The organism is Rubritalea spongiae (genome assembly GCF_042652385.1).
GTDB classification, from domain to species: Bacteria; Verrucomicrobiota; Verrucomicrobiia; order Verrucomicrobiales; family Akkermansiaceae; genus Rubritalea; species Rubritalea spongiae.
Map to the genome: position 1 here is coordinate 2,867,304 of NZ_JBHSJM010000001.1, position 18,061 is coordinate 2,885,364.

Here is an 18,061-nt window from a genome sequence, read left to right on the forward strand (position 1 = left end):
TAGTGGTGAAGTAAAGAAAACAGGGGAGACCTGTTAGAGCCTCCCCTGTTGGAAATGATTTCCATCAAAAGTGATAGATTAGAGACCTTTAGCAAGCATTGCGAGGCCTTCAGCGGCACGATTGGAGTAACCCCACTCGTTGTCATACCAAGAAGCAACTTTGATCATGTTACCTTCAATGATCATGGTGCAGCCTGCGTCGAAGATAGAGCTGTGTGGGTTAGAAACGATGTCTTGAAGAACGAGTGGATCTTCAGAGTACTCGAGTACACCCTTCATAGGGCCTTCAGCAGCTTCTTTGAATGCTGCGTTTACTTCTTCAACAGTTACGTCAGCTTTAAGCTCAGCAACAAAGTCAGTGAGGGAACCAGTAGGTGTAGGCACGCGGTAGGAGTTACCTGTGAGCTTGCCTTGAAGTTCAGGGATCACAAGACCGATTGCCTTAGCTGCTCCTGTGGAGGAAGGAATGATGTTCACTGCAGCTGCGCGTGCACGGCGGAGATCGCTGTGTGGAAGGTCGAGGATGCGCTGATCGTTCGTATAGGAGTGGATAGTAGCCATCACGCCGCGAACAACTCCCCACTTGTCGTTAAGAACCTTAACGAGTGGTGCAAGACAGTTTGTTGTGCAGGATGCGTTAGATACGATGTGGTGTTTAGCTGCGTCGTACTCGTGATCGTTGATGCCGATACACATTGTAAGGTCAGGACCAGCTGCTGGTGCGGAGATAAGAACTTTTTTAGCACCGGCTGTGATGTGCTTCTGGCCACCTTCTTGGGAAGCGAAGAAACCAGTGGATTCGAGAACGACGTCTACGCCGAGCTCTTTCCATGGAAGTAGCTCAGGGTCGCGTTGTGCAGTAGCTTTGATCTTGTGACCGTTGACGATGATGTTTTCTTCGTCATAGGAAATTTCTGCGTCGAGCTTGCCTTGTGATGAGTCGTACTTAAGAAGGTGTGCGAGAGTCTTGTTGTCAGTGAGGTCGTTGATCGCGACGACCTTTTCAAGTTCACCTTTTTCGATGAGTGAGCGAAGGACGTTACGTCCGATACGTCCGAAACCGTTAATTGCGTAATTGGCCATAATTGTATTATGTGTTGAAATCTGAAATTTCACCTCGGATGAGGCGCTATTTTATTCAGTCGCACTGGGTGCGCAGCGGATTATGGAGGAGAAATATAATCCGTCAATACTAGCCTTAGTGAAAGGCTGGACTCAGCTAAATGAATGGATTTCACGAGGGAGTTAGCTTCGATTTTCTTTAGCTTTCTGCACTTCGTAAAGTTAAAATAGCGAGCTCTGGAGGGCAGGCAAAGCGCACGCGGAGGCCAGAGGTGCCAACTCCTCGAGAGACAAAGAGCTGGGAGCCGTCCCTTTCAAAATGGTCATACACATAGTTTTCTCCGTATCGCACTTTTACTGGAGCGTAGCCGATGAAAGGGACTCGGCATTGACCTCCGTGGGTGTGACCTGAGAGCTGGATGTCGATTTTCCTGAGGGAGCGCATGGTATCGAAGTAGTCTGGTTCGTGGACTAGTGCTAATACGGTGGCGTCTTTGTGAATGCCTTTGAGTGTTTGCTTCGCATCTGGCTGACCGTCCCAGACGTAGTCTGTACCTGCAATGAAGATGGATTCTCCATTGATCGAGAGTTCTGTATTTTGATTGATTAAAAATGGGATGTTAGATTTTTCGAAGAGGCGTTTGTAGAAGGTTCTTTGATTACTCCAGCCATCGTGATTGCCCAGAGTGGCATAGATTCCGTGTTTAGCTTGCAGGCGATTTATATATTCTAACAAGGGGAAGATGACTTCGCTATCATCGGTTACGTAATCTCCAGTGAGAGCTATCAAGTCTACCTTTTTTTGGTTAACCGAGGAGACAACTTCTTCCATAAGGTGGTTGTCAGTTCCTGGTTTGAAATGAAAGTCACTGAGCTGAGCGATCGTGAATCCATCGAACTCAGGGGGGAGTGAGGGAATGATGATTTCTCTTCGAGTGATGCTGAGCAGTTTTGGCTCAAAAAGAAATGCGTGGGCACATGCGGCAACTGGAGTGGCTGCGAGAAGGAGTTTAAGAGATTTTCTACGTGAGAACATGCGAGCTAGTTTTTATGCTAAGTTGAAGTGGGGATGAAGCCAATGTGAAAAAAGTAGGGTGATCGTGATCGTATATCGTAATGAGTGCGCTTGCAGAAAAGTGTTGAGAGATTTTGTCGCACCATGTTCTATGCCGACATGAGCAGCGAACGACTTTCTATTCCTCAGTATGCAATGGCTTTAGCTCATGTAGCGAGTTTGCGGAGTGAAGATCCATTTCGTAAGGTGGGAGCCGCGGCACTTGATTTTGATAACCGCGTGATTGGAACAGCGTATAACGGACTTGCGCCAGGCTTTGATGCTCCATTTGGTTTTTGGGATGATAGAGAGGGGCGTCAGAAGTTCATGCTTCATGCTGAGGTGAACTTGTGCAGTCTTTTTAAAAGAGGTGAGGCCAAGGTAATTGCTACGACAACTATGCCTTGCACTGCATGTATGCAAACATTGTGCGCTTATGGGGTGAAAGAGATTTATTATCGAGATGTTTATAAGAAGTCAGATGCGCCAGAAATAGCAAAGGTGTACGGCATCAAACTTGAGCAAGTTTCGGATTACCCCTTGCAGGCATTGGAGCAATAACGTAACAGATAGATCTCTCCTTGCATTCCCCTCTGTATATGGGAAGTATGAGCTCGAAGCGATGGATGCAATTCAGATAGATGGGGTGAAGAAAAGCTATAGCAAGGATGCTGTGGTGTTAGATAGTGTGAACCTGCATGTTGGAGGAGGTGAATTGTTCTTTTTGTTAGGCTCTAGTGGTTGCGGCAAAACGACTTTACTCAGAACTATAGCAGGGCTCGAGGAACCAGACGCAGGAACTATTTATTTCGGTGATCGCGATGTGACTCAGGTCCCTACGCATAAACGTGAAGCGGCAATGGTTTTTCAGTCTTATGCTCTATGGCCACACATGTCAGTAGGTGAAAATGTGGCGTTTGGGTTAGAGGAACGTGGAGTGGATGGCGATGAGTTGGTCGATCGTACGCTCGAAGCTTTGAAAGGTGTGCACCTCGATGGTTATGAAGATCGTCGAGTAGACTCACTTTCCGGCGGCCAGCAACAGAGGGTCGCGCTCGCTAGGGCACTTGTTGTTAGACCTAAGTGTTTACTGTTAGATGAGCCGCTTTCAAATCTAGATGCTCAGTTACGATTGGAAATGCGGACTGAGATTCGTCGTATTGTGAAAGAGTTTGGACTGACGGCTATTTACGTGACGCATGATCAAGAGGAGGCACTTTCGGTGGCTGACAAAATTGGGATTATGCGGGATGGGCATATTGCTCAGGTTGGCACTCCTGAAGAGGTTTACCGGGCGCCACGTAGCAAACACGTTGCTCAGTTTATGGGAGAAGTGAATTTTCTCAGTGGTAAAGTGGATTGGATCGTGCGCGATGACGCTGGTGGTTATGTGGTGAGGGTAGTTTCTCGAGCGGGTGAAATTTTCCAAGGTTTTGTTACTGAACCTGGGTGGAAGCCAGATGTTGGTGATTTTGTCGCTATTGCGATACGGCCTGAAGCGTTACGTTTTGATGATAGTGGAGATGTGATCAATCAGATTCATGGTCAGGTAGTTGAGAGAGTGTATCAAGGTGCGACTATTCAATACTTAGTGCAAAGTGACGATGGCTTGTATTTGCAAGTGTCAGAGCTGAATCCACGGCTTTTACGTGAACCTAATGAGCGCATAGCTCTTACGGCACGACAGCAGGATGTCGTAATGTTGAAGCCTTAACAACAGATGAAGAAGTACTGGAATAAACGGCTTTGGGTTGTGGGGGTATTACTGATTGTGGCGATTGCTCCGTTGGTTTTACAACGTCCCGAAGCTGTTAGCCGTTCAAAAGCTGATGAAGTCTTAGTGGTGATGACTCCACATAATGAGACGATTCGCAGTGAGTTTGGTGTAGCATTTAATCGTTACTGGAAGCAAAAGACGGGGAAGAGTGTGTATATAGATTGGCGCACGCCGGGTGGTTCCTCAGAAATTCGGATGGTATTAGACCGTAAGTTTGATGCTGCGACTGAGGGGGAAGGTGTTGGGTTGGATGTATTTTTTGGGGGTGGGGAATTTATTTATGAAAAGATGGCTCAGGCAGGTCGGTTTGAGAAGTTAGAGGTGTTTACGAAGCAGTCGCAATGGTTTGAGGGTGAACATGGAATTCCTAAGCAGTATACAGGTGAGGCATTTTATGATGACGAGCAGTACTGGGTAGGTGTGTGTGTCGCTCAGTTTGGGATCTGCTATAATGTAGATGGTTTGAAACGCATTGGTGTCGATCCTCCTGCGAGTTGGGATGATCTCGGCGACCCTAAATATTTTGGAAAAATAGCTCTAGCTGATCCTACGAAAAGCGGCTCAGTTGCTCGTGCTTTTGAGATGCTAGTGCAACAAAAAATTCAGCTGGCTTTAGCCCGGACCAAGCGTGAACCAGGCGAGACTGAGAGCATGAGAAGGTTGAGGTCGATCCGCATAGGATGGGCAGAGGGGCTCAATTTGATCCAAAAGATCGCTGCTAATGCTCGTTATTTTACAGATTCAGCAGCGAAAATTCCTCATGATGTTGCCCAGGGGGATGCTGTGGCAGGTATGTGTATTGATTTTTATGGGAGGACGTATCATGAGAAGTTAAAGAAAGCGGATGGCAGTTCGCGGCTTCAATGGGTAGCTCCATCTGGAGGGACTTCTATAGGGGTAGACCCGGTGGCAGTATTTCGTGAAGCGCCGAACAAAACTTTAGCACAGGGCTTTGTGGAATTCTTATTAACAGAGGAAGGGCAAGTTCTGTGGAATAAGAAAGTGGGGACTGAAAATGGCCCCGAGTGCAGGAGTTTGAGGAGGTTGCCTATCCGACCAGCTGTCTACACTGCGAAGAATTTAAAAGATTTCTCAGACCCGATCGATCCATTTAAAGAAGCGCCATTGTTTGTCTACCAAGGAGATATTACTGGGCCGGTTTTTGACTCTCTGCGAACGATCATTAAGAGTATGTGTATTGATGCTCATAGCGAACTACAAGAAGCGTGGGCGTCGCTTGCGCGAAGTGGTTTTCCAAAGCGAGCTGGGGAGCATTTTCACGATGTGTCTTATGCATCCTATGATAAAGCCCGTGGGGAAATTCAGGGACAGCTGCGCTCGGAGTCAAAGCTAGAAGTGGTGGAGATGTCGAAGCGTATGACTGGTGTGTTCCGAAGATTGTACAGCGAAACGAGAGATTTAGAGGTGGAGGTAAGTAATGAAAAATAGCCGTGCGGTGCTCATCGCTTTGGGTGTCATTGTGTTTTTTGGGATCTTTTTCTTGATGCCTGTGGCCGATGTCATGAAGCAGGCGTTTCTTGATGAGAATGGGGCGTTTTCTATCGATTACTTATGGGCTGTATTTTCGAATCCAGTGTATCTAGAGGGCTTGTGGAACGCTCTTGCGCTCGGCGTGGTAAGTACAGTAGTTACCTTTCTGGTGGCTTTGCCGCTAGCGCTGGCTTCGTATCGCTGGGCTTTCCCTGGCAAGAAGTGGTTGAGTATGTTAGTACTCGCACCTCTAGTTTTGCCGCCATTTGTGGGGGCTGTGGGGGTGCGTCAAATTCTAGGAGTGGAGGGTGCCCTCAATGCATTTTTGATAGATTTAGGGATGATGTCGGCTGCTCAACCATTCGACTGGTTAGGTGAAGGTAAGTTTTTTGGCGTCGTGGTGATGAATGCTCTGCATTTGTATCCAATACTTTATATGAACATCCTAGCTGCGCTAGGGAATCTGGATCCAGCGATGGAGCAGGCGGCTCAGAACTTAGGTGCCTCGCCATGGAAGCGCTTTAAGAAAATTACTCTACCACTCTGCATGCCGGGGATTTTTGCCGGAGCTGCGATTGTCTTTATTTGGGCATTTACTGAGTTGGGAGTGCCTTTGGTATTTGACTATAATCGTGTGGCTCCAGTTCAAGTTTATGAGGGAATCAAAGATCTAGGGAGTAACCCTATTCCTTACGCGCTGGTGGCAGTAATGCTGACGATTTCAGTTTTTGTATTCGTTTTTTCAAAGCTTTTGTTGGGTCGAAATAAGCTGTCACATTCGACTAAGCCTAAGGGTAGTTCCTCGGCAAAGGATTTAGGTGGATTTAGAGGTTGGTGTGTGTCTGTGGGGTTTGTGGCAGTTTTCTTGATCGCTTGTATTCCCCATTTTGGGGTGTTGTTTCTTTCAACTTCCACTGACTGGTATGGGACGATATTGCCTGAGTCTCTGACTCTGGCTCACTATAGTGATGGCTTAGGGCATCCGTTAGTTGTCGGTTCTATACGTAACAGTTTGTTCTATGCCACTGGTGCAACATTGTTAGATTTAGTATTAGGTGTGGGAATAGCGTGGGTTGTGGTGCGAAGTAAATTGTGGGGACGGAGCTTGCTTGATGGTTTGATGATGTTGCCTCTGGCTGTGCCGGGCTTGGTTTTAGCCTTTGGTTATCTTTCAATGAGTGAAGGTGATGGTTTGTTTAGCTTTTTGGTGGGAGCTAATGGTAATCCAGCGATGCTGTTGATTGTTGCCTATGGAGTGAGGCGTTTACCATTTGTTGTGAGAGCGGCAGTAGCGGGGCTGGAGCAGAGTAGCGTAGAGCTTGAGGAGGCTGCGCATACAGTTGGGGCGTCTCCATCACGTGCGTTTTGGCGTATTGGCTTGCCTCTCATTGGGTCTAGTTTGATCGCAGGTTCGATTCTGGCGTTTGCGTTTGCGATGTTGGAGGTGTCTGACAGTTTGATTTTGGCGCAGCAGGTCGAGCATTTTCCAGTGACTAAAGCGATTTACGCTCTGTTGAGTACCTTGGGTAATGGGCATGAAATTGCTTCAGCATTAGGAGTCTGGGCGATGATTTTCCTTGGTGTCGCCATTGGAGGGGCCTTTGTTTTAGTTGGTAGACGAGGGGGAAGTCTCTTTAGGTTCTGATTCTGACAGGCTTGTTAAGGCATTTGCATATTGATGGCTTGATTTCCGTTGGATACGGGGTATGGATTCTGGCCGTAATGAAATCTTTTATTTTAAGCGCAGGCGTTGTCGCAGCATTCGTAGGCATCTCTTCTTGTGAAAAGCACGACTGGGATAAAACTCAGAAGCTTTATGAATCTCATGATGAGCACGGGCACGACGACCATGGGCACGGCCACTCTGATGCGGCACACGATGATCATAGTCACGATCATGACCATGATCATAAGGATGAAGAGCATACTCACTAATTCCTTCAGCAGGAGGAGAACTTGTTATGACTAAGCGCCCTCCAGCCTGGATGTTGCCAAATTTACTGAGCCTAGACGCTCCTTTGGTGGCATTAGTCTGGATGTGGATGTTGGCGCGCTCTACGCGGGTTCAGTACGTGGAGTCATCTTCCTATATTGTACTGGCAGGCGCAGTTTGGTGTGTCTATGTCTTAGATAGAATTCGCGATGTTAAGCGCGGGAAGCATGAGTTAGATGGTGAAATGCCGTGGCGGCACCGATTCCATTGGCAAAGTCGTTGGGTGTTATTGGTGCTAGTGGGGATAGTGGTAGCTTATTGTAGTTACGCTTCTCTTTTTATTCTCTCGATGGATTTATTGACCATTGGGATTGTTGGAGGACTGTTGGTGGTGCTCTATTGTTTCGTTTCGGTTTTTGATCGAGGGGACGTTGCCTATTGGAAAAATTTTATTGCTGGGATGACTTTTGCTTTTGGGGTGGCAGCTCCAATAGCGGTGGCTTCTGAACCTTTACCGATTGTCGTGTCGGACGTGGTAGAGCCATTTGTTCGAGTAGCTGGGGCGGGAGGAGGTTCCTTTGTTACTGCATTTTTTGTATCGATTGCGCAATTGCTAGGGATGGTATTTGCGAGCTTGCATCAGGTTTTATTATCAGTGCATGTCCTTTTATTTGCCTTGCTGTGTGTGATGAATATTAATGCGATCGACCTGTGGGAGCGCTCGAGGCGTTCTGACGATATCTTGGTGAAGCAGGAAAGTGAGCTATCTTTAACCATTGGTTTGATGGCTCTTATCGTGGGTAGCGTATTGGCTGCTGCATTTTGGGTGGATGATTACAGTGCACCGCTTTGTTATGCGGTGATGGCTTCAGGAGCTCTTTTACAGTTTATAAATCGGAGGCGTTCCCGGTTCTCTCTAGATGCATTGAGAGTCATGGCTGATTTAGCTTTGATTCTGCCAGCTCCATTGGTGTTGTGGCTGGTATAGACTACTCGAGGGTAGCGAAGCTTTATTGTGCGATTGAGCGTATTGTGTTCGCTAGAAAGTTAGAGAATGTGCGGTTGTGGTGTCTTAATAATTTGCATCTGGTAGAGGACAGTAAGGTGCTTATTGTTGGTGGGGGTGATGGGCGCTTTTTGCGTGAACTGATAGGCCGCTATGGACGTATCCGAGTCGACTACGTAGAGCCAAGCGCGTCGATGGTCGCAGTGGCCCAGAGTCGGGTGGAGGCTGACTCTCGTGTGAGCTGGCATCAATCGAGAATAGAAGATTGGGGTGGAGGTGAGTACGACTTGGTGGTGGCACATTTCGTATTAGATACTTTTGAGCCCAGTGTTAGGCCAAGAGTAGCTGATTTGTTGATTCAAAAAGTAAAGCCAGGAGCGAGTGTTGTGGTGAGTGATTTCTGCTATGAAGGGGGGAAGAGGGAACGTGTTATGATGTGGCTGATGCAGTGTTTTTTTTGTGTGATTGCAGGACAGCCGATGTGGGAGGTGTCTCGAGATGACACAGCTTTTACGAAGAAAGGGGCTGAGATAAGTTGCGAACAATCATGGTCTAAGGGATGGATTTACTCCCAGATTTGGAAGATCTAGTAACTCGCTATTGCAATGCGCCTAAAATCTGTTGAGCTTAACGCCCTAAAATTAATTTACACATGACTCTGAAAAGCCAACACCCCACATACGTCATCGGGCACCTTAATCCAGATACTGACGCTATCTGTGCAGCTATCGGCCAAGCTGAATATCTTAGGAGAGCTGAGAGCTTAGATGCTGTCGCAATTCGCTGTGGCGATGTTCCGTCGCGCGTAGCATGGGTGTTAGAGAAGGCTGGTATGGAGACTCCTAGTCTTGTTACTGATGTTCGAACGACTGCGGAGCTCATTTGTGATAAAGATTATGTTTCAGTGTCAGAAGAGGATACTTTCTTTTCAGTGTATCGAGCGATGCAGAAATCTGAGGTGAAGTCTATTCCAGTGGTGAGTGCTGAAGGTGAGATCCGTGGGATTTTACGATTTACCGATTTAATGCAATTGCTCATGCCTGTTGCGATCGAGACGCGCGCAGGAGTGAAGTCCGTGCACTCCTCATTACAACGAATTACAGAGACATTACGCGGGCAGTCGGTAGCTGGTGAGTTGAGCGATGAAGAAGAGGATCTCGTCATGTTTGTTGGAGCTTCCAGCCAGAGTTCTGTTATCGAAAGTATAGAGTCTTCTGAGAAAAAGGGACTGGCGAATAAGCAGGTGGTGATTTGTGGTGATCGTGAAGATATTCACGCTGCGGCGGTGCGCAGTGGAGTGCGTGTGCTGATTGTTACTGGTGGTTTTGATGTTTCTGATAGCTTAATTGAAGCTGCGAAAGATAAGGGTGTGGCAATTATTCGCTCGAAGTATGATACAGCTACCACAGTGCAGCTCGTGCGTTGTTCTCGCTCAGTCAAGAACGCGCTTGGCGAGGATTTCCTCTGTGTGAATGCAGAAGATGCAGTATCAGATATTCGCAAACGCCTAAGTGCAGCTCCACAAGATCTGTTCCCTGTCGTGATTAAGGGAACGCGCAAATTAGTTGGAGTATTTCGTAAGTCAGCTCTAGTTGATCCTCCATCGACAAAGCTGGTTTTAGTGGATCACAACGAATACGCTCAAGCGGTGAAAGGAGTAGAAGAGGCGAAAGTTGTGGAGGTGGTTGATCACCATAGACTGGGTGGAGATATCATGTCTCGTGAGCCAATTCGCTTTCTTAATGAGCCAGTAGGTTCTTCTTCAACATTAGTTGCTCGCAAGTTTAGAGATCATAAAATTGAACTCTCTAAAGGTGTGGCGATGTGTCTCTGTGCTGGACTCATTTCTGACACACTGAATTTGACATCACCTACTACCACGGAGCTCGACGGTGAAATGTTAGCTTGGTTGACTGATATTGCTGGTGTAGATGCAGCTCAGTTCACTCATGACTTTTTCGCCTCTGGCTCACTCCTTTTAAAAGGAAGTGTTGAAGAGTTGATCGGTACTGATCGCAAAGAGTTTAAGGAGGGGAGCAAGTTTGTGAGTATTTCTCAAGTAGAAGAGATGGGGCTCGACACGTTTGAAGATCGTGTGGGAGAGATGCAAACAGGCCTTCAGAATCTTTTGGAGCAAAAAGGTTATGACCTAGCATTGCTCGCGGTGACTGACATCACTAAGCATTTTAGTAAAATTGTGGCTGTTGGGGAACAAACTATTATCGATGCACTGTCGTTTGATGCGTGTGGCTCTAATCTCTTCGATGCTGAAGGTGTAGTGAGTCGTAAGAAGCAAATTTTCCCTGCAGTGGCGGAAGCTATCCATGATGCGGCTGCTACTTCACTCGAAACTGTATGAGCAAGATTGTCATTAAAATCGGTACAGGGGTTCTTACTCGTGAAAGCGATGGCCTGTTAGATCGGGCCGCCTTGGCGCGGTTGGTGACAGCTGTCGCGGATCTGGTTAAATCTGGTGTTCCTTGTGTGCTAGTGTCTAGTGGCGCAGTAGGAGCTGGAATTTCCCAGCTAGGTCTAAGTGATTACCCTGCGGATGTTCGCACACGCCAGGCATGTGCTGCGGTGGGTCAGACTCGATTGATGCATGCCTATGAGAGTCTTTTTAATAACTTTGAGTTGAGTGTCGCTCAGCTATTACTCACTGCTGATGATTTCCGGGATCCTGCTCGCCTAGGTCGTGTTCAAGATACTCTAGGCCGTCTTGCTGAAGCTCCGCAAATTGTACCAATTATCAATGAAAATGACTCTGTGGCAGTAGAGGAATTGAGTATGGGAGATAACGATATGCTTTCAGCGCGAGTTGCTGAATTGATCGGAGCATCTCAACTCATTTTATTGTCAAATATCGATGGTCTATACGCTCCTAGTTCCAATGAGGTGATTAGTGACGTCGAGAATCTTGAGGATGTGTTAGGCTTTATTAGAGCTGACAAAGGTAAATTCTCGATTGGTGGTATGGCTTCGAAGCTTAAGGCTGTGAAGGTGGCTCTCGATTCAGGAGTTCCAACAGTGATCGCTCACGGAAAGCATCCAGAGCGCTTGTTAGAAATTACTCAGGGATCGGGTCTGTGTACTCGGTTTCATCCGTAGTATCCTCGCTATTCTTTTCTAGTCTTTCACGGACGAGAATTGCTGTAAATTCGGCGCTGTAGAGAATGACCTGCATCACGAAGTAAATCCACAGCAACAAAAGTACTAAAGTTAAGGCGCCTCCAAAGACATTTGAAATGTTTGCGTGTTGGAGGAAGATAGTTAGGCCGTATTTTAAGAGTACAAGTAGGCTTGAAAATACAATCGATCCAAGGAAAGCCTCTTTGAGCCCAGGTGGTCGCTTGGGTAGCCAGCGCATCACTATGGTTCCAAGGAATAATGTGCCGGCGATGGTGGTGAACGGGCTTAAAAATTGTATGAGTATGTGGATGTACGGAGTTTCAGTGAATAATGCGGTTAGCTGATTGAGGATCGATGTTAGCATTACTGAGAGAGCTAAAGCTAAGCCTAGAGCTAAAATGACCATTAATGAAATCGCTCGCCCGATGAGGATGGATAGTGCGGCTTGCCGCTTTTTCTCGTATTGAGGGTTGCCGAAGATGTTACTTAGTGCTCGTCTGAGTTCGCTGACAACTTTGGTTGCGGAGAAGGCCAGAACTAGGCCGCCTATTAAGGGTGGGTATTTGCTGTCGACCCAGTTTAGATCGCTAGTGAGAGCTTGTTTGAGATAATCGCTAGTACTAAAACCAGTCATCTTGTTGGTTTGTTCCAATAAGCTTTGAGTTGCTATGTCTTTACCAACAATCCAAGAAGCTACGAAAAGGCCTATGAGTAGCATCGGTATCAGAGAAAAGAGTGAGTAAAAGGCTAAGGCTGCGGCTTCATTCGCATGTTTGCTCTTCCACCAATAGTAGCCAGCGGTGGTGAAGCGCCTACCCCATACTAGCAAAATGTCCCTGAACTGCCTCATTACTTCATGCTAACAGATCTAATTTGGGGTGAAATGCTTAAATATTTTCAGTTTTGGTTTAGAAATGAGCACGCTACGGGCATGCGGTGGAGTGGTTATCTACAAATTCCTAAAAGAGTCTTTAGTCTATAAATGTTGTTGTATTAATGTCTTGCGGAGAGGGGGTGGGAGAGAGTTTAAAAAAGATGCGAAAAGAGCTTGCGCGGAGTCATGGAATATGTAGATTGCGCCCCGCCTCACCCACTAAGGGGAGCGCAGCAAGGAATTAACTAAGTTGATTTGAAACACGGTTTCACAAGTTAAGTAGTTCCTGCTGAACGAGATCTTTTACACATTACATGGCTTGGTTAAAATGCAGAGTTCGCTCTGGAAGGTTTAACTAAGTGGAAGAGGAAAGACTGAATTGTGCGCTGCGGTAGATGAAAATCTGACGCAGGCAAGATTGGAGATCTTAAACGGGTTTTCAATCGCACTTGTCAATTTAGTATTTATTTTTAAACGCAAATATATACGCCAACCGTTTTAAAGTGAGTGTCGCAAGACACTCCATCGAAAGATGTAAAAAATATACGGAGAGTTTGATTCTGGCTCAGAATGAACGCTGGCGGCGTGGATAAGACATGCAAGTCGAACGAAGAGAGATTTAGTTTACTAATGATCTCTTAGTGGCGGACGGGTTAGTAACGCGTGAGCAACTTGCCTCAAAGAGGGGGATAGTCCTGGGAAACTGGGTTTAATACCGCATGTGCTCTTCGGAGTAAAGCTGGCCTTCGGGCTAGTGCTTTGAGATAGGCTCGCGTCCTATCAGCTAGTTGGTGAGGTAAAGGCTCACCAAGGCGACGACGGGTAGTTGGTCTGAGAGGACGATCAGCAACACTGGAACTGAGACACGGTCCAGACACCTACGGGTGGCAGCAGTCGAGAATCATTCACAATGGGGGCAACCCTGATGGTGCAACGCCGCGTGGAGGATGAAGGCCCTAGGGTCGTAAACTCCTGTCATAGCAGAGTAAGGCATATTAGTTAATAGCTAGTATGTTTGATAGTATGCTAAGAGGAAGGGACGGCTAACTTCGTGCCAGCAGCCGCGGTAATACGAAGGTCCCGAGCGTTATTCGGAATCACTGGGCGTAAAGGGAGCGTAGGCTGCGCGGTAAGTCAGATGTGAAATCTCAAGGCTCAACCTTGAAACTGCATCCGATACTGCCGCGCTAGAGTAATGGAGGGGTAAGTGGAATTCTCAGTGTAGCAGTGAAATGCGTAGATATTGAGAGGAAGACCAACGGCGAAGGCAGCTTACTGGACATTTACTGACGCTGAGGCTCGAAGGCTAGGGTAGCGAAAGGGATTAGATACCCCTGTAGTCCTAGCAGTAAACGATGTGCGCTTGGTGTAGGTGGGTTCGACCCCATCTGTGCCGGAGCTAACGCGTTAAGCGCACCGCCTGGGGAGTACGGTCGCAAGACTAAAACTCAAAGAAATTGACGGGGACCCGCACAAGCGGTGGAGTATGTGGCTTAATTCGATGCAACGCGAAGAACCTTACCTAGGCTTGACATGTATTGCTAAGCAGTTGAAAGGCTGTGACCCTTCGGGGACCTTACACAGGTGCTGCATGGCCGTCGTCAGCTCGTGTCGTGAGATGTTCGGTTAAGTCCGGCAACGAGCGCAACCCCTGTGGTTAGTTACTAACATTAAGTTGAGAACTCTAGCCAGACTGCCCAGATCAACTGGGAGGAAGGTGGGGATGACGTCAGGTCAGTATGGCCCTTACGCCTAGGGCTGCACACGTACTACAATGCCCAGTACAATGAGAACCGAGACCGCGAGGTGGAGGAAATCTACAAAACTGGGCTCAGTTCGGATTGGAGGCTGCAACTCGCCTCCATGAAGTTGGAATCGCTAGTAATGGCACATCAGCTACGGTGCCGTGAATACGTTCCCGGGTCTTGTACACACCGCCCGTCACATCATGGAAGCCGATCGCACCCGAAGTGTCTGCGCCAACATTGGCAGGGCCCTAAGGTGTAGTTGGTAACTGGGATGAAGTCGTAACAAGGTAGCCGTAGGGGAACCTGCGGCTGGATCACCTCCTTTCTATGGAGCAAATGCCGGAAGGCATAGGTCGAAGGCTAAAGATTAGGATGAACTTAATCAATTGCCTGCAGTTAAGAAATGATCTGCACGTTACAATTAAGCGTCCGCAAAGTCAGCAATGACAATGCGAACCGCAGCATACAATTCAGTTTTTTCTCTCAACATGAGAATGTGGAAAAGCATCGCTGACTGACAGCGTTCTTTGACATCTGTATAGAGAAACACAATTTATTCTAAAGAATAGATTGAAAGTTTTTCCTAACTGCAAAAATGCAATTAATCACAAATGAGAAAGCTTTTTGCGAGTTGGGATACTCTAAAAATATAAACTTCCAAAAATAAGTTAACGCTTATTTTTAGTAGAATATGGCAAATTTAGACAGAAAGTCCGGAGTGGGTAAGCAACACTTCAAAGAGGACGCTGTCGACTTGATTTAAAGATAAGGAATCAAGCTAGAAAGGGCACATAGTGGATGCCTTGGTGCTAACAGGCGATGAAGGACGTGATAAGCTGCGATAAGCCTCGGTCAGGTGCAAGTAACCATTGACCCGGGGATTTCCGAATGGGGTAACCTAATGTTATTAATATGACATTGTTCCTTACTGAATACATAGGTAAGGATACGCGATACCTGCTGAATTGAAACATCTTAGTAAGCAGAGGAAAAGAAATCAAAATGAGATTCCGTAAGTAGTGGCGAGCGAACGCGGAAGAGCCTAACCATTAGTTGACCAGTGAAGATAGATGAAGGAATTGGAAAGTTCCGGCACAGAGCGTGAAACCCGCGTAATCGAAATCTAATCTGGCTAGGTGAAAGTAGCACACCACACGTGAAACGGTGTGTGAAGATGGGGGGACCACCCTCCAAGGCTAAATACTCGTTAGCGACCGATAGTGAACCAGTACCGTGAGGGAAAGGTGAAAAGAACCCCTGTGAGGGGAGTGAAATAGAACCTGAAACCATGTGCCTACAAGGTGTAGGAGCTCTTCGGAGTGACTGCGTGCCTTTTGCTTAATGAGTCTGCGAGTTAGTATATGTGGCAAGCTTAAGATCTTCTGGATCGGAGGCGTAGGGAAACCAAGTCCTAATAGGGCGTCAATGAGTTGCATGTGCTAGACCCGAAACGGAGGTGACCTACCCATGGCCAGGTTGAAGCTTAGGTGATACTAAGTGGAGGACCGAACCGGTGAATGTTGAAAAATTCTCGGATGAGCTGTGGGTCGGAGTGAAAGGCTAATCAAACCCCGTGATAGCTGGTTCTCCTCGAAATGCATTTAGGTGCAGCGTTGCGTGTTGATGAGTGGGGGTAGAGCACTGAAAGGGCTAGGGGGCATACCCGCCTACCAACCCCTATCAAACTCCGAATACCATTCAATAGAGCGCAGCAGTGAGACAGTGGGGGATAAGCTTCATTGTCGAAAGGGAAACAGCCCAGATCAGCAGCTAAGGTGCCTAAACTATACTAAGTGGAAAGGAGGTGGGATTTCATAGACAGTGAGGATGTTGGCTTAGAAGCAGCCACCATTTAAAAAGTGCGTAATAGCTTACTCATCGAGAGATCCTGCGCCGAAAATGATTGGCGATAAGTATAGTACCGAAGCTCTGGATGTCGGGTTCCTACGGGGACCCGGCGTGGTAGAGGAGCATTCTATAGAGGTTGAAGGGGAATGGCGACTGAACCTGGACACTATAGAAGAGAGTATGCAGACATGAGTAACGATAAGAGCGGTGAGATCCCGCTCCGCCGTAAACCCGAGGTTTCCTGGGCAATGCTAGTCATCCCAGGGTTAGTCGGGACCTAAGCCGAGGCCGAAGGGCGTAGGCGATGGAAAGCAGGTTAATATTCCTGCACGTGCAAAGGGAAGGGGACGCATGATAGAAAGTAACTAGGTTATTGAATTCCGAGATGAGACTACGGTCGATTCGCATTACTGGACGTTGTGCCAAGAAAAGCCAACCCGATTAAACGCACCCCGTACCGCAAACCGACACAGGTGGGTGGGTAGAGTATACCAAGGCGCAAGAGTGAAACCTAGTCAAGGAACTCGGCAAAATGGCTCCGTAACTTCGGGATAAGGAGTGCCCCCTGTTAAAGGGGGGCCGCAGTGAAATGGCCCAACCGACTGTTTAGCAAAAACACAGCATTGTGCTAAGACGAAAGTCGACGTATACGATGTGACACGTGACCAATGCCAAAAGATTACGATGAGATGTTAGCCCTTGAGGCGAAGCTTCGAGTCCAAGTCCTGGTGAATGTCGGCCGTAACTATAACGGTCCTAAGGTAGCGAAATTCCTTGTCGGGTAAGTTCCGACCTGCACGAATCGTGCAACGAGTTGGGCGCTGTCTCGACTAGGTGCTCAGTGAAATTGTAACGCCGGTGAAGATGCCGGCTACCCGCAGAAGGACGGAAAGACCCTATGGACCTTAACTGTAAGCTGTTAGTGTTCATTTAATCTTAATGCTCAGCATAAGTGGGAGACGTTGAAATGGTGTTTTAGGATATCATGGAGTCATCAGTGAGATACCACCCTTTAATTTTGAATGTTCTAACCTCGAGCCTTGAATCAGGCCGGGGGACCCTGGCAGCCGGTCAGTTTTACTGGGGCGGTATCCTCCTAAAGAGTAACGGAGGAGCGCGAAGGTTGGCTCAGCACAGTTGGCAACTGTGTGTTGAGTGCAAAGGCATAAGCCAGCCTAACTGTGAGACTAACAAGTCGAGCAGATACGAAAGTAGGCCTTAGTGATCCGGCGGTAGAAAGTGGAATTGCCGTCGCTCAACGGATAAAAGGTACCCTAGGGATAACAGGCTGATCGCGCCCAAGAGTTCATATCGACGGCGCGGTTTGGCACCTCGATGTCGGCTCGTCGCATCCTGGGGCTGGAGAAGGTCCCAAGGGTTGGGCTGTTCGCCCATTAAAGCGGCACGCGAGCTGGGTTCAGAACGTCGCGAGACAGTTCGGTCCTCTATCCTCTGTGGGCGTAGGAAAATTGTGGGGTTCAAACTCTAGTACGAGAGGACCGAGTTTGACGCACCTCTGGTGTACCTGTTGTTCTGTCAAGAGCATCGCAGGGTAGCTAAGTGCGGTCGAGATAAGCGCTGAAAGCATCTAAGCGCCAAGCTTCTCCCGAGATTAATTTTCCCTGAAGGATCGTGGAAGACCACCACGTTGATAGGTTGGGGGTGTAAGTGCAGCAATGTATTTAGCTCACCAATACTAATCATCCGTTCGGCTTGATTCCTTAAGCTTTAAATTTGCTTAACAAATCAAGAGTATTCAAAACACGCAAAAAGCTGTGATCAACGCATTACAGGCAGTTAAAGACTTTATGTCTTCTCTATACAGTTGTCAGAGAGCGCTTCCTATGAAGCAGCTCTTTTAAATAACCAAGTAGACAATCTACACACAACCAAAGCTAATAAGCTAAGGCCGGTAGAGGTCGTGCTACACTTAAGAAATTTGCCGCAGGCAAGTGACTCAGTCTGAAAACTGAACACAGCAAGCTGACAAACTTAAGGGAGCAGCCCGACCTCTGGTGACCATAGCAAAGTGGAACCACCCGGTCCCGTTCCGAACCCGGAAGTGAAACACTTTAGCGCCGATGGTAGTTGGGCGATAGGCCCTGTGAGAGTAGGTCGTCGCCAGGTTATATGACCCGC

The 18,061-nt window shown here is 47.5% G+C and carries 13 protein-coding genes and 3 rRNA genes; 12 read left to right on the top strand and 4 right to left on the bottom strand.

Annotation, left to right across the window (positions count from 1 at the left end; genetic code table 11):
• Nucleotides 1-78: 78 nt before the first annotated feature.
• Complete coding sequence (gene gap / locus ACFPK9_RS12680) at nucleotides 79-1,086, bottom strand: type I glyceraldehyde-3-phosphate dehydrogenase (RefSeq protein WP_377096638.1); 1,008 nt, start codon at nucleotides 1,084-1,086, stop codon at nucleotides 79-81.
• A 175-nt stretch (nucleotides 1,087-1,261) separates the two neighbouring features.
• Nucleotides 1,262-2,098 (bottom strand): metallophosphoesterase, encoded by an 837-nt coding sequence (locus ACFPK9_RS12685; protein ID WP_377095279.1) that lies wholly within the window; start codon nucleotides 2,096-2,098, stop codon nucleotides 1,262-1,264.
• A gap of 123 nt (nucleotides 2,099-2,221) precedes the next feature.
• Between ACFPK9_RS12685 and ACFPK9_RS12690 the strand changes: the two genes are divergently transcribed.
• From ACFPK9_RS12690 to proB, 9 genes are all read left to right on the top strand, one after another.
• Nucleotides 2,222-2,677, top strand: coding sequence for a deoxycytidylate deaminase (locus tag ACFPK9_RS12690; protein ID WP_377095280.1), 456 nt, complete (start codon nucleotides 2,222-2,224; stop codon nucleotides 2,675-2,677).
• A gap of 61 nt (nucleotides 2,678-2,738) precedes the next feature.
• Nucleotides 2,739-3,830, top strand: coding sequence for an ABC transporter ATP-binding protein (locus ACFPK9_RS12695; protein ID WP_377095281.1), 1,092 nt, complete (start codon nucleotides 2,739-2,741; stop codon nucleotides 3,828-3,830).
• A gap of 6 nt (nucleotides 3,831-3,836) precedes the next feature.
• The gene (locus ACFPK9_RS12700) at nucleotides 3,837-5,342 is read left to right on the top strand and encodes an ABC transporter substrate-binding protein (RefSeq protein ID WP_377095282.1); all 1,506 of its coding nucleotides are present in this window, start codon (nucleotides 3,837-3,839) and stop codon (nucleotides 5,340-5,342) included.
• Nucleotides 5,332-7,029, top strand: coding sequence for an ABC transporter permease (locus ACFPK9_RS12705; protein WP_377095283.1), 1,698 nt, complete (start codon nucleotides 5,332-5,334; stop codon nucleotides 7,027-7,029). Before ACFPK9_RS12700 ends, ACFPK9_RS12705 begins: the two co-directional genes overlap by 11 nt.
• A 77-nt stretch (nucleotides 7,030-7,106) precedes the next feature.
• Complete coding sequence (locus ACFPK9_RS12710; protein WP_377095284.1) at nucleotides 7,107-7,319, top strand: hypothetical protein; 213 nt, start codon at nucleotides 7,107-7,109, stop codon at nucleotides 7,317-7,319.
• Between the two features lie 26 nt (nucleotides 7,320-7,345).
• Entirely contained in the window at nucleotides 7,346-8,305 is a 960-nt protein-coding gene (locus tag ACFPK9_RS12715; protein WP_377095285.1) for a hypothetical protein, read from the top strand.
• Complete coding sequence (locus ACFPK9_RS12720; protein ID WP_377095286.1) at nucleotides 8,293-8,913, top strand: class I SAM-dependent methyltransferase; 621 nt, start codon at nucleotides 8,293-8,295, stop codon at nucleotides 8,911-8,913. Before ACFPK9_RS12715 ends, ACFPK9_RS12720 begins: the two co-directional genes overlap by 13 nt.
• A 62-nt stretch (nucleotides 8,914-8,975) precedes the next feature.
• Entirely contained in the window at nucleotides 8,976-10,682 is a 1,707-nt protein-coding gene (locus tag ACFPK9_RS12725) for a putative manganese-dependent inorganic diphosphatase (RefSeq protein WP_377095287.1), read from the top strand.
• Entirely contained in the window at nucleotides 10,679-11,431 is a 753-nt protein-coding gene (gene proB / locus ACFPK9_RS12730; protein ID WP_377095288.1) for a glutamate 5-kinase, read from the top strand. The genes ACFPK9_RS12725 and proB overlap by 4 nt, the downstream gene beginning before the upstream one ends.
• Here proB and ACFPK9_RS12735 read toward each other — a convergent pair.
• Nucleotides 11,391-12,302: a YihY/virulence factor BrkB family protein gene (locus ACFPK9_RS12735; RefSeq protein ID WP_377095289.1), complete on the bottom strand. Its 912-nt coding sequence runs from the start codon at nucleotides 12,300-12,302 to the stop codon at nucleotides 11,391-11,393. The genes proB and ACFPK9_RS12735 overlap by 41 nt on opposite strands.
• 566 nt (nucleotides 12,303-12,868) lie before the next feature.
• Here ACFPK9_RS12735 and ACFPK9_RS12740 point away from each other — a divergent pair.
• Nucleotides 12,869-14,399 (top strand): 16S ribosomal RNA (locus tag ACFPK9_RS12740).
• A gap of 96 nt (nucleotides 14,400-14,495) precedes the next feature.
• On the opposite strand, the gene ACFPK9_RS12745 is transcribed toward ACFPK9_RS12740, so the two are convergent.
• Nucleotides 14,496-14,624 (bottom strand): hypothetical protein, encoded by a 129-nt coding sequence (locus tag ACFPK9_RS12745; protein WP_377094844.1) that lies wholly within the window; start codon nucleotides 14,622-14,624, stop codon nucleotides 14,496-14,498.
• A 221-nt stretch (nucleotides 14,625-14,845) separates the two neighbouring features.
• On the opposite strand from ACFPK9_RS12745, the gene ACFPK9_RS12750 reads away from it, so the two are divergent.
• Both ACFPK9_RS12750 and rrf read left to right on the top strand, forming a co-directional pair.
• Nucleotides 14,846-17,643, top strand: a 23S ribosomal RNA gene (locus ACFPK9_RS12750).
• Between the two features lie 290 nt (nucleotides 17,644-17,933).
• Nucleotides 17,934-18,049 (top strand): 5S ribosomal RNA (gene rrf / locus ACFPK9_RS12755).
• Together the 16S, 23S and 5S rRNA genes form the textbook arrangement of a ribosomal RNA operon.
• Nucleotides 18,050-18,061 lie beyond the last annotated feature (12 nt).

Coding starts and splice junctions, on each gene's coding strand:
- ACFPK9_RS12685 (WP_377095279.1), bottom strand. CDS start 2,098: ATGTTCTCACGTAGAAAATCTCTTAAACTCCTTCTCGCAGCCACTCCA.
- ACFPK9_RS12690 (WP_377095280.1), top strand. CDS start 2,222: ATGTTCTATGCCGACATGAGCAGCGAACGACTTTCTATTCCTCAGTAT.
- ACFPK9_RS12695 (WP_377095281.1), top strand. CDS start 2,739: ATGGATGCAATTCAGATAGATGGGGTGAAGAAAAGCTATAGCAAGGAT.
- ACFPK9_RS12700 (WP_377095282.1), top strand. CDS start 3,837: ATGAAGAAGTACTGGAATAAACGGCTTTGGGTTGTGGGGGTATTACTG.
- ACFPK9_RS12705 (WP_377095283.1), top strand. CDS start 5,332: ATGAAAAATAGCCGTGCGGTGCTCATCGCTTTGGGTGTCATTGTGTTT.
- ACFPK9_RS12710 (WP_377095284.1), top strand. CDS start 7,107: ATGAAATCTTTTATTTTAAGCGCAGGCGTTGTCGCAGCATTCGTAGGC.
- ACFPK9_RS12715 (WP_377095285.1), top strand. CDS start 7,346: ATGACTAAGCGCCCTCCAGCCTGGATGTTGCCAAATTTACTGAGCCTA.
- ACFPK9_RS12725 (WP_377095287.1), top strand. CDS start 8,976: ATGACTCTGAAAAGCCAACACCCCACATACGTCATCGGGCACCTTAAT.
- proB (WP_377095288.1), top strand. CDS start 10,679: ATGAGCAAGATTGTCATTAAAATCGGTACAGGGGTTCTTACTCGTGAA.
- ACFPK9_RS12735 (WP_377095289.1), bottom strand. CDS start 12,302: ATGAGGCAGTTCAGGGACATTTTGCTAGTATGGGGTAGGCGCTTCACC.